The organism is Pseudomonas sp. JQ36 (assembly GCF_053851495.1).
The window spans coordinates 2,503,014-2,515,432 of the sequence record NZ_CM132642.1 but is presented as its reverse complement, the minus strand read 5'-3'; the positions used below and the strand labels follow the sequence as shown (position 1 = coordinate 2,515,432).

Annotated in this window: 6 protein-coding genes and 2 pseudogenes; all 8 read right to left on the bottom strand. The window is 53.7% G+C overall.

The features are described from left to right. Positions 1–11 precede the first annotated feature (11 nt). The 8 genes and pseudogenes from ACS4NR_RS11105 to tssI all read right to left on the bottom strand — a co-directional run bounded on the left by ACS4NR_RS11105 (position 12) and on the right by tssI (position 12,287). Positions 12–197 carry an HNH/ENDO VII family nuclease gene (locus ACS4NR_RS11105; RefSeq protein WP_456020103.1) on the bottom strand — a complete coding sequence of 62 codons (186 nt, stop codon included), beginning with the start codon at positions 195–197 and terminating at the stop codon, positions 12–14. A gap of 216 nt (positions 198–413) precedes the next feature. Beyond that, positions 414–1,212: pseudogene (locus ACS4NR_RS11100) on the bottom strand (RHS repeat domain-containing protein); the annotation flags it as partial. A gap of 318 nt (positions 1,213–1,530) precedes the next feature. Beyond that, a complete protein-coding gene (locus ACS4NR_RS11095; protein ID WP_367085073.1) occupies positions 1,531–2,151 on the bottom strand; it encodes a hypothetical protein in 621 nt (206 codons plus the stop codon). Then, positions 2,148–4,379 (bottom strand): annotated as a pseudogene (locus ACS4NR_RS11090) (RHS repeat-associated core domain-containing protein); the annotation flags it as partial. The gene ACS4NR_RS11095 and the pseudogene ACS4NR_RS11090, both read right to left, overlap by 4 nt. A gap of 165 nt (positions 4,380–4,544) precedes the next feature. Beyond that, a complete protein-coding gene (locus tag ACS4NR_RS11085; protein ID WP_115987054.1) occupies positions 4,545–4,853 on the bottom strand; it encodes a hypothetical protein in 309 nt (102 codons plus the stop codon). A gap of 3 nt (positions 4,854–4,856) precedes the next feature. Continuing rightward, positions 4,857–9,518: an RHS repeat-associated core domain-containing protein gene (locus tag ACS4NR_RS11080; RefSeq protein WP_456020102.1), complete on the bottom strand. Its 4,662-nt coding sequence runs from the start codon at positions 9,516–9,518 to the stop codon at positions 4,857–4,859. After that, complete coding sequence (locus ACS4NR_RS11075; RefSeq protein ID WP_456020101.1) at positions 9,518–10,255, bottom strand: DUF4123 domain-containing protein; 738 nt, start codon at positions 10,253–10,255, stop codon at positions 9,518–9,520. Before ACS4NR_RS11075 ends, ACS4NR_RS11080 begins: the two co-directional genes overlap by 1 nt. Further along, positions 10,245–12,287, bottom strand: a complete 2,043-nt coding sequence (gene tssI, locus ACS4NR_RS11070) for a type VI secretion system tip protein TssI/VgrG (protein ID WP_456020100.1) — start codon at positions 12,285–12,287, stop codon at positions 10,245–10,247. Before tssI ends, ACS4NR_RS11075 begins: the two co-directional genes overlap by 11 nt. Positions 12,288–12,419 lie beyond the last annotated feature (132 nt).

The window sequence follows — 12,419 nt, the reverse complement described above, 5'->3', positions numbered from 1 at the left end:
AATTTTGAATACTATAATTCTAGCTTTGGGTCATTCCTGAAGCTATCACCGTCTTCAATAGTGCCATGAAGTTCTTTATGGTATTTCTTGTGTACGGTTCCGGTTAACTCCACCATCGGCCCTGGCTCATCGCCTGTAACGTGGTGAAGGTTGATGTATTTCCCATCTGGACCAATGGGAGCGTTTCCGTTTTTCATCAGGTCCAGGTTACTCCATCCGTCTTCTTCGATTTTTTTTGCGTATTCTAGGGTCAACGTTCTTGTCGATTGTAGTAGGAACCCCAGGCTCTACGTCCATAGTATTTTTATAGACCTTACGACCCAATACCTCCTCTGGTTTGTACTTGGTGCTGGAAAATTTGCGAACATCTTTTTCGGGAGCTGGCACCTCATCGGGACATTCTTCAGGGACGCAGTTCAACCCCAGCGGATCCACCCACCCCGTAGGATTTGGCACGTACTGGTAGTTATTCAACCCACCCGCACGCTTGATTGGATCCGGCGTCAAAAACCGTCCAGTGCCCGGATTGTAGTAGCGGTGCCGGTTGTAATGTAACCCCGTCTCGGCATCGAAATACTGACCTTGGAAGCGTAGAGGGTTGTCGATTTCTGCGACGTCCAGGGTTGCCAGATTGCCATATGCACGGTATTTCGCCGACCACATGATTTCGCCGCTGTAGTCGGTGAGCTCTTGAGGGGTGCCGAGGTGGTCGAGTTGGTAATAGAACGGCGTCGCCTTCAGGGGACCTTCACCATCGAGCATCGCCAGTGGGCGGAAGCTGCCTGGTTCGTAGATGTAGGTGCGGTAGCGGTTTTCTACGTTTTCGGCGATCAGCCGCTCGCCTTGCCACAGGAATTCGGTGGTGTGACCGTCGACGGTTTTTTCGATGCGGCGACCAAAGGCGTCGTATTTGTAGGACGCGGTGCTACCGCCCGGCAGGCTTACGCCGATGAGACGGTGCTGGCAGTCGTATCTGTATTCAGTGACGAGTTTCTGGCCGGTGCCACGACGTTCGCGGATCAGATTGCCATAGGCGTCATAGTCGTAATGACGGTCGCCCTGCATCAGCAGACGGTTGCCTTTGACGTTGGCGAGGTTGGCCGTGCCTTCGTTGTTCTGACCCAGGAGGTTACTCGCCGGATCGTGGGCGAAGCTTTCCGGCGTAGCGCCGCGCACGCTGATCAGCCGATCAAGCGGGTCGTAGTGATAGCTGAGAAAAAAGGGGACGGATTTATTTTCTGAAAAGGGGGCTAAGAAAGGCTGTCTTCAAAAAACTTTTGAATCAAAAAAAGGGGGGCAAGCCGGAAAATAAATCTGTCCCTTTTTTGCAAGCGAAATAAATCTGTAAACTTTTCTTGCCTGTTTTTGTCCTTTGATTTGTCTATAAAAATGCTATCCATCAGTTACGGTTCTTGTTGTGCGTGCTGCAACTATTTATACATTCAGGTTTTCGTGAGGATACCTCTGGTTGAAACTTTGAGCAAAAGCTCCTGAATAATCTCTTCCATATGGCCCCGGTTCGTTACTTTTCTATAATTTGTATACTCGATAGCCTGCGTCAAAGTCGTTTATCATATGAGAATTGCTAAAGTTAGTATCGAATACTCCCTGGATTTCAGGTTGGGAACGATTTGCTTGTGAGTTCAATATTCCTACTGATTTCTGAAGTTCTTCGTATGTGGGTATATAGGTGTGGTTTGAAGCGCTGAAGTCGAGGATTACTTTTTTTGGTGAAATTATTGCGAGGTTAATTAATAATTCAGGAGTTGAAAACGATCTTCCGCCGATGTCGTATATTTTATCTTTGTTCTCTAGTTTTGGGCCGTAAGATTCGTGTGTCAAGTAGCCACTTTCCTGGTTCAATAGGCGTATTAATTTTTCGTGACCTTTTATTTTTTCAAATGTGATAATAGCTTTCTTAATGACCAGGAATCCGTCCTCGTCCATCTTTTCTAGAAAATTTGGATTCTGGTTTTCTATTGAAGAAATTACCGGTTTGTCTATTAAGTTAAGTACAAAGTTAAATAATTCGAGTCGAAATTTATCTTGAATATTTTCGTTCGGGGGTATATTTATATGTGAAATAACTCCGCCGGCATTATCGAAATCGATAGCGCCAAAGGATTCTGTAATGTCAACTGAGAAATTCATTTTGCCCTCTCGATTACAAACTGATCAAGTTGTTTTGATTCGATTTGGTTGCCGTCAATTGTTTTAAAGCCTTTTGGGTCGACTTTGGTTTGTGAAACTATTCTTAGCCCTAATTCATCTATTCTTTTTAGTGATTTCTTTATGTATTTGTTTGCGAATGCGCTGCCTGTAATAGTGATTTTTCCATTTTCGGATAATACCCTTAATATTTCTGGGTTTAAAGGGTCGTAGCCGTAAGGGTTATCCATGTTGATATGACTTTGTGATCCTGATTTTATACCCGACAAATCCGTTGCATTCCCAGCGTGTACTCCCGGAGCTTTAGGATCAATATCGATATTGTAATAACCCTCTATCGGATTTGTACCGGCACCAATGTTTAAAGAACCATCAGCTTCTGCGGGTTTGTCTAAATATCTGCCGCTACCCGGACACTGATTAAGCCCAAGAGGATCCACCCAGCCTGTGGGGTTTGAGACATACAGGTAATTATTCAACCCCCCAGCAAGCTTGATCGGATCCGGCGTCAAAAACCGTCCAGTCCCCGGATTGTAGTAGCGATGCCGGTTGTAGTGTAGGCCCGTCTCGGCGTCGAAATACTGACCCTGGAAGCGCAACGGATTATCGATCTCGCTGACGTCCAGCGCCGCGAGGTTACCGTAGGCGCGGTACTTGGCCGACCACATGATCTCGCCACTGTAGTCGGTGAGTTCCTGCGGTGTGCCGAGGTGGTCGAGTTGGTAGTAAAACGGCGTGGCTTTGCGCGGGCCTTCGCCATCGAGCATCGCCAGTGGGCGGAAGCTGCCGGGCTCATAGATGTAGCTGCGGTAGCGGTTTTCGGCGCTTTCAGCGATCAGACGTTCGCCTTGCCACAAGAACTCGGTAGTGTGGCCGTCAACGGTTTTTTCGATGCGTCGGCCGAAGGCGTCGTATTTGTAGGACGCGGTGCTCCCACCCGGCAGGCTGACGCCAATGAGACGGTGCTGGCAGTCGTATCTGTATTCAGTGACTAGTTTCTGGCCGGTGCCACGACGTTCGCGGATCAGATTGCCATAGGCGTCATAGTCGTAATGACGGTCGCCTTGCATCAGCAGACGGTTGCCTTTGACGTTAGCGAGGTTGGCCGTGCCTTCGTTGTTCTGACCCAGCAGGTTGCCCGCCGGGTCGTGGGCGAAGCTCTCCGGTGTAGCGCCGCGCACGCTGATGAGTCGGTCGAGCGGGTCGTAATGGTAGCTGCGATTGCCCTTGCGGCTGTCGTCGATGCCGGCGAGGTTGCCGTTGGCGTCGTAGTTGTAGCGACGCTGGAACAGGTTTTTATCACGCTGGCCGACGGTGTGTGCTTGCAGGCGGCCTTGTTCGTCGTATTGGTATTGGCTGAGCAACAGGCCTTGCTGGCGCTGTTGTTCGCGACCGGCGCTGAACTGGTGGCTGGTCAGGCGTGAGCCGTTGAGGTCGATGCTGCTCAGGCGTCCGCCGGACAGGTGACGGTAGTCGAGTGTGCTGCCGTCAGGGAGACGGCAGTGACTCAGTTGGCCAACGCTGTCGTATTCGTAACGCGTGGTGCCCCAGCCTTGGTGTTCAGTGATCAGGCGATCCTGCACATCGTATTCGTAGGCGAGCGGCCAGTGGCCGTCGTCGACGTTTACCAGGCGACCGAGGGCGTCGTAGCTGTAGTGAACTTCTTCGCCATCGGCGAGGGTTTTCACGAGCAGACGGCCAGCGGCATCGCGTTGGTATTCGGTAACGAGCTCGCTGCCGTCATCGCCGAACTCGGTTTTCTTCAGCAACTGACCGTTGAGATCGTACTCGTAGGCAGTACGACGGCCATCGAAGCCAGTTTCCTGTTGGATCAGGCCGTTCGAGTAGTAATCGAGCTGATAGCGCTCACCGCGTTCGTTTTCGATTTCGGTGAGATTGAGTTGCGAGTTGTCGTAGCGGTAGCGCAGTTGGCTGCCGTCCGGATTGATGCGGCGGCTGACCAGGTGTAGGTTTTCCGCATACTCATATCGCGTGACGCGACCGAGTTCGTCGCGTTCGGCGGTGACGTTGCCATAGGCGTTGTAGGTGAAGGCACGTGTTGCGCCGCCCGGCAGCGTGACTTGTGCCAGGCGGTTGGCCGCATCCCATTGGTAGTGGGTGATGGCGCCGGATTCTTCCTGACGGGTAATCTGCCGACCCAGTGCATCGTAGCGATATTTACGCTGGCCGCCGTCCGGCAGGCGTTCTTCCGGAAAAAGGGCACGGACTTGTTTCTGAAAAAGGCGGCTAGAACAGGGGGGGGATTTTCACTCCCTTTTGAATCAAAAATTGGGGGCAAACCGGAAATGAGTCTGTCCCCTTTGTGCTTTTTTCTATCGGGATTTTTAAGATTTTGAAGAGTTAACTTCTATCCGTTATTCTGTTTGTACTTTTTTCAAAGTGTTCTTGATTGCATTTTTTAGCTCGGTCCAGTTTTTTGCTTTTTCGCTATAGATGGGTTTTTCCCAGTTGAAATTTGAGATTAATGATACTTTGAATGCGCCGTGTTCGCTAAACTCCGGATACCAACCAATATCAATTATTTGCTGGAACGGAAGAGCGGCTTGAAATAAATCTTCTTTGAGTTCATCCACTATGATGGAAATCTCAGCGGACTGATCCAGCTGAGAAATGTCGTCGAATGTAACAGTTCCGCCTAGCTTTTCTATTTCTGTAGTGAGCATGTTTTATTTCTTCTTTTTCGTGAGTTTTTTAAATGCATCTTCGGAAATTGGATGTCCATGAATTGTATTCGCACTGAGCTCAACCCTCATGAATCGAGTTTCTTTTCCATCGTTTGCGCCAATGATTCGTCCCATGTCAATCACTTTCCAAGGTTTTCCGTTGTTAACCTCTTGGCCATGCTCAAAAGCATGTCGTTCTAAAGCCTCAATGTCGGTACCCGGTGCGTACTTGGCTGCTCCGCCATTTGCTGTTGATTTTACAACCGATGGCCAAGGAGCCTTGGGAGCAACGTGTTTATTTCCGTGGTTGGTCCATTGAACATCTGGAGATTTTGGTTCTCCGTCTTCCACCTTTGCTTTACGTGAGGGATCTTCTACTTTTCCGGGTTGGCAGTTTGGTCCTCCGGGGCAATCGGAGTTCAAACCCAGTGGGTCGATCCAGCCAGTAGGGTTAGGCACGTACTGATAGTTATTCAGTCCACCCGCAAGCTTTATTGGATCCGGCGTCAGAAACCGTCCAGTTCCCGGATTGTAGTAGCGGTGCCGGTTGTAATGTAACCCCGTCTCCGCATCGAAATATTGACCCTGGAATCGCAATGGGTTGTCGACTTCGCTGACGTCCAACGCGGCAAGGTTGCCGTAGGCGCGGTACTTCGCGGACCACATGATCTCGCCACTGTAGTCCGTGAGTTCCTGCGGCGTACCAAGCTGATCGAGCTGGTAATAGAACGGTGTCGCCTTAAGCGGCCCTTCGCCGTCGAGCACGGCCAGCGGGCGGAAGCTGCCGGTTTCGTAGATGTAAGTGCGATAACGGTTGTCCGCGCTTTCGGCGATCAGGCGTTCGCCTTGCCAGAGGAACTCGGTGGTGTGGCCGTCGACGGTCTTCTCGATCCGGCGGCCGAAAGCGTCGTACCTGTAGCTGGCTGTGCTGCCGCTGGGCAGGGTGACGCCGACCAGGCGGTGCTGGGCGTCGTAGCGGTACTCGGTGACGAGCTTCTGCCCGGCGCCGCGGCGTTCGCGGATCAGGTTGCCATGGACATCGTAGTCATAGTGGCGGTCGCCTTGCATCAGCAGGCGGTTGCCCTTGACGTTGGCGAGGTTGGCGACGGGCAGGTCGTTCTGGCCGAGGAGGTTGCCGGCCGGGTCGTGAGCGAAGCTTTCCGGGGTGGCCCCGCGCACGCTAATGAGGCGGTCGAGCGGGTCGTAGTGGAAGCTGCGGTTGCCCTTGCGGCTGTCGTCGATACCGGCGAGGTTGCCGTTGGCGTCGTAGGCGTAGCGGCGCTGGAACAGATTCCTGTCGCGCTGGCTGACGCTGTGGGATTGCAGCCGGCCCTGCTCGTCGTATTGGTATTGGCTGAGCAGCAGGCCTTGCTGGCGCTGCTGTTCGCGACCGGCGCTGAACTGGTGGCGGGTCAGGCGCGAGCCGTTGAGGTCGATGCCGCTGAGCTGGCCGCCAGGCAGGTGGCGGTAGTCGAGCTTGCTGCCGTCGGGCAGGCGGCAATGCTTGAGCTGACCGACACTATCGTACTCGTAGCGCGTGGTACCCCAACCCTGGTGTTCGGTAATCAGGCGATCCTGAACGTCGTACTCATATGTGAGGGGCCAATGGCCGTCGTCGACGTTCACCAGGCGGCCGAGGGCGTCGTAGCTGTAGCGGATTTCCTCGCCGTCGGGCAGGGTTTTCACCAACAGGCGGCCGGCGGCGTCGCGCTTGTACTCGGTCACCAACTCGCTATCGTCGTCGCCGAACTCGGTTTTCTTCAGCAGTTGGCCGTTGAGGTCGTATTCGTAGGCAGTACGGCGACCATCGAAGCCGGTTTCCTGCTGGATCAGGCCGTTACTGTAGTAGTCGAGGTGGTAGTGCTCGCCGCGTTCGTTTTCGATGTCGGTGAGCAGCAAGCGCGAGTTGTCGTAGCGGTAGCGCAATTGGCTGCCGTCTGGATTGATGCGGCGGCTGACCAGGTGCAGATTGTCGGCGTACTCGTAGCGGGTGATGCGGCCCAGTTCGTCGCGTTCGGCAGTGACACGCCCATAGGGGTTGTAGGTGTAGGCGCGAACCGCACCGCCAGGCAAAGAGACTTGGGCGAGTCGGTTAGCGGCATCCCAAACGAACTGAGTAATTGCCCCAGTTTCGTCCTGTCGAGTAATTTGCCGACTTAGAGAATCGTAGCGATATTTGCGTTTGCCTCCATCCGGCAGATGTTCCTCAAGCAGTTCACCGAGATCGTTCCAACCAAACTTATGGCGGCCACCGTCCGGGTGTCGGATTTCCAGCAAACGGCCCTGAGCATCATAGATGTATTCGGTGATATGACCATTCGGGTCTACTTGTTGAGTAATGTCGCCTTGAACATTTCGGTGGTAATACCAGGTTGAGTCGCCGCGACGAACCTCTGAAACAAAGCCGTTAGTGTAGTCATAAACTGTAGGCGTATCCTCAGGTGGGATAAGCGCCTCCAAACGTCCAGCCTCGTTGTATTGGTATTCAGTAATTGCACCAAGCGGATCTTTTTCAGCGACTAGGCGGCCTTTTTCGTCGTACGCCTTCAGGTGCTCAGCACCATCTGCATCGATTTGGCTAATCAACCTGGCTTGGTCATCGTGAGTGTAGACTTCTTCACTGCCATCAGCATTGGTAACGGTGACGCTTCCTTTGTCATCCCACGCGTAGTAAGCATCCATCTGAGTGAAGTTTGCCCAGTGGTGCGTGCAGCGCGATGATTTGCCTTCGTTTTCCCATTCCCAAAAGAAACTCGCACCGCCGGCTAACTGACGCTCGAGGATCACATGCAGATCGTTATAGGCATAACGCTCGCTCTCGCCCGCAGCATTTTTTGCTTCTATTAGACGATTTTTTTCATCGTAACGATAAGTGACGAGAGTTTGGATAGTGCTCCAACTCTCTTCCAAGTTATCTGCCGGACGGAATTGTTGATAGTCAACGGCAATAATGTGTTTTCGGTCATAACGCAGCAGCAAGGCACGACCTGCACCATTGTCGATGCGCTTGATACGACCATGTATATCTCGGTTGATGTGCAAACGGTTACGGTATCGGTCACTAATAGCAACCAGCGTGGCGCCTTTACTGTCATATCGGAAGTGATAAAACAGCGGGCGATCCCCGGCTTGTGTGAGTACAAGCTCAGATGGATCATCGCCTATAAATACCGCCGCTTTGGCCAGACTATTGGTGATTGCCGGTCGCTGGGCGTTAGGCAGGGGGAAAGTCGTTATGCGGTTTTCATGGTCAGTCCATATCACATCTTCCGAAAGAACCTCGACACGCTGCGACAGTGCATGACTCCAACCATGACCTAGGCCACAGTCGATTTCTACTGCGCTGGTTCGATAAAGACGAGTCCATTCAAAAGGGAACAGTCCATTCAGTTGTCCATCAGTGAGCGTTAACAGTTCCTCACCGGTGACCATTGAAACAGGGCAACCGTTTACGCAGGTTTCTCTGGTGCACGCGACATTCTTGTCGTCATGGCTGGTCGATTGTTTTGATTTGTCATCGACATGCTCGGAACGACTGATCTTTGCGTGATCCTGCCTATCCCAGTTTACTCTTACCTTGCCTTTTTCAAAGGTGCCTGCGATTGTGCGGGTAGCAACACGTTTAAATTGATCAATCATATCCGCAAAGGTTTTCAATATGCGGATGATGGATTTTATGAAGCCAGTGACAGCCTCGACAATTTTTGCGCCATAGTTGATTAGTCGGGCGCCTAAATATGCAATGCCAGTACCCTCGGCAGCGAATGTCAGTACGATGGCGAAAACGATATCGATAAGAATTGTTACTGCTATGCTGGACAGTTGCTCAGAGAATTTTCCAGAAATGATGCTGGGTGGTAGTTGAAGTAGCCATAAGGCGGTGGTTTTAATAAGCAGAAAAAGAACTGCTTGGTCACTCGCCAGCAGCATCAACTTTTCCATTGCTTGGGGCGTTTCTTTTGCGAGCTTGAGTAAGTCAGCAGCGCTCTGGCCAATTTCGTTTGCAAATTTCCCGGGGTCTTTTAATATTTCAAAAAAATGCTTAACGCCATCAAATGCCGATTTGACTGCATTCCAGCCACCCTCTAATGTTCCTTTTAGTTGCGCGAAGTATGCTGATACTAATGTTTCTTTTGACCAGAGAGGTCTGTAGGTTTTCCACTCGTTGTCAAGCCAGCTATTCAGTTCTTTTGTGAATTTGTCATATGAATTGAACAGGTCGCTAAGCTGACGCTCGGTGACACTACTCTGCACGCGGACATAGTATTTTTTTCCAGGAGTGCCTTTGAAAACTCCTTTGCCTTGATCGTCTAGTGTGACAGGTACAGGGTTACCACCTTCCTCAGGGGTTACCTCAACAGTGATGTTTCCTACTGGAATGTCGTGAACTGAGACAAACTTACTCTCAATAAGCAATCTGCCGTCTTTCGGGCACTGCGCAACTGTAGACTCGAACGCATTGTCGGTCACACTGACGGTTTTATTGGCATTTCCAAGCTTTATGGACCTGTTCATTCCGAAGAGTGCAGGTTTATCGAAAAATTCTCTCCCTCTGCCAAGCCACTCGGCAAATGAAGATTCAGTAAGGCTGCGGTATTGTTTCAAGCTATCGGGAAAAACTTTAAGTTGCTCATCAATGAACTCAATGCGTTCCTTTGCGATCATCAGCCTTGCTCCAGAATCAGGTGATTTAACAGTGCTTCTTTAAGGTTGTCCGGAGCATCCGGGCGACGTACGAAACGGGCGATCTTGTGTTTCAGGTTGTTCTCGGGCCAGGCGGTGTAGAGGTCCGGACGTTCCTCTTCCAGCCACTGCATCAGGTTGCTGATCAGTGTCGTCGGGTTCTCCTTGGCTAAGCCATCCAGCAAATCCTTCGGCACCTCCCACCACGGCCAATCCTTCACCTTCGGCAACACCCGCGTCCCAACCTCCAGCGTCTGCCCATTAATCAAATACCGCTCAAACATCGGCATTACTTCCCCAGCCTTCTCCCCAAGCCCCTTCAGAATCGGGTAGATATGCCGCCCATCCCAGAAGCGGAAAAACACCTCGGTGCCATCCGGCATCTTTACCTGCGTCAGGCTGCGCAAATGCTCGAACACTTCGTTCGGCTCCGAACGCGATACTGCCAGCCAACCCCAATCGAGCGCGTCGGTTTCGGCGATCCATGGCAGGAATGCCGAGTTCGGTTTGAGTTCGGTGACGTAGGGCATCACCGGTTGCCAGGTGGAGTAGGGCGTGCCGCCCCAGATTGGCAGGAGCTGGGCGGTGGGTTCGGTCAGGTACAGGGTTTTCAGCGCGTCGGCATCGCTTGCTGCGCTGATGATCAGGTATAGGCGTTCACCGCTCTGCAGCGGCTGTTGTGCCAGCCAGTCCTTGGGCGTCAGTCGATCAGATGGCACAGGCACCTGCCTTGCATTTTTCGCATTCTTCGCAGAACGGCGCGTTGCGTTTGAGGGTGTTGATTTGGGCCGGGGTCAGGACCTGGCCGGCTTTGTCGGCGTCGGCCTGTTTGAGGATGCCGGGCATCAGCGGGGCGGCGCCGGTGCCGCTGCCGGGGCTGCCGCCGGAGTTCATGTTGATCACCGGGCCGCTCATGGTCACGCCGCCGGCGTCGATCTTGATGAAGCTGCCGCCGCCGACCAGGGTCAGCTCGGCGCCGGCTTCGAGCACGACTTTCATGCCGCTGCTCAGGTGGATTTCCTGGCCGGCGTCGATGAACTGGCCGGTGCCGATCTTGATGTGCTGGTTGACGCCCACGGTCAGGTGGTCGTTGGCGCGGGCTTCGACTTTGCGGTCGGCGTAGACGGTATGGTGTTCTTCGGCCTTGAATTCGGTGTAGCTGTTCTGCTCGACGGTGTCGTGGCGTTCGTTGCCGACGCGGATCTTCTGGTCGTGCTCGATGTTCTCGTCCCAGTCGCGCTGGGCATGGAGGAAGATCTGCTCCTGACCTTTTTTGTCTTCGATGCGCAGTTCGTTGTAGCCACCGCCACCCATCGAACTCAGGGTCTTGAAGGTGCTGCGGGTCTTGTTTGCCGGCAGCTCATACGGGACGGTGTTTTCCTTGTGATACAGGCAGCCGCTGATCAGCGGTTGATCGGGATCGCCCTCAAGGAAGGTGACCAGCACTTCCATGCCGATGCGCGGGATGGCGATGCCGCCGTACTGGGCGCCGGCCCAGGCGCTGGAGACGCGCAGCCAGCAACTGGTCTTGTCGTCAGCCTGGCCTTCGCGGTCCCAGTGGAATTGCACTTTGACGCGGCCGTACTGGTCGCAGTGGATCTCTTCACCTTTGGGGCCGGTGACCACGGCGCTCTGGCTGCCGAGGATGCGCGGTTTCGGGTGGCGCAGCGGTGGACGGTTCGGCACGTCCCACGGGGTGGCCTGGAAGCGGTTGCGATAGCCCTGATGGAAATCGTCTTTCAGTGCGGTGGTGTCGCTGGTCACCGACTCTTCGAGCACTTGCGGCTGCTTGCCTTCGTGGAGGACTTCGGTGAGCAGCCACAGGTCATTCCATTTGGCTTTCGGGTGCTCGGTCAGGGCGAGGAAATGGCCGCTGACCAGCAGCGGCTGATCGCTCTTGCCTTCGGCAAGCTGGAAGTCGCTGCGGTGGCGTTCGAGGGCGCGTTTGGCCAGGTGCTTGCCGCGCTCGCGGTCGATGAAACGGCCCGGGTAGTCGTAGTCTTCGAGGTCGGGCAGGGCGTCGCCACGGTTCTCGCTTTCCAGGGTCAGGCGTGGTTTTTCGAAGTCGTAGTCGCGGCGGGTGGTGCGGCTGGTGCGGGTTTCCAGGCGCAGGTCGAAACGCTTGATCACCGGATTGCTGGCGACCATGCCGGAATCTTGCTGGTAGGCCACTGGCTTGAGTTTCGGGAACACCGTCTGGTCATCGCCGAACACCAGCTTGTGCGCCGTGGCGCTGTGCTGGAAGTGGTAGTGAATACCTTCTTCCTCGCACAGGCGCTGGATGAAATGCAGGTCCGACTCATCGTATTGCACGCAGTAGATGCGCTCGGGATAGATCGAACCGGTCTTGAATTCGTAGGCGTTGCTCTGGATGCCGTGCTCTTCGAGGACCATGCCGATGATTTTCGGCACCGTGAGGTTCTGGAAGATGCGTTGGTTGACGCGGTGCGCCAGGTACGACAGTTGCGGGCGCAGGGTCACCGAATAACGGGTCAGGCGTTTGCCCGAGTCACCTTGCGCGGCGCGGTAGATCTGGCCGTGGATGCCGCTGCCATCGGGCGACAACTGCAGAAAGGCCGGCTTGTGCAGCAGGGTTTCGAGGTCCAGCGACGGCTGCTCACTGACCAGCTCCACCTCGAACACAAAAGGCTGGCTGATGGCTTCCCGGCCGGTCAGGGTAAACACCTGAAAGTCGGCGGAGAGCCCTTCGATGGTCAGGGCAAAGTGGGTTTCATTGGCCGGCGCGAACATCCCTTGTTCCTCGTGCTGTACAGCGGCGTTCGTCGACGGCCGCAAAAAACGGCTCAACGTACGCGAAATTCTGGAGGGGCGTAAACAACATCGACCAGCAGGGCTGGTCGATGCTTGTAACGATCAGCCGTA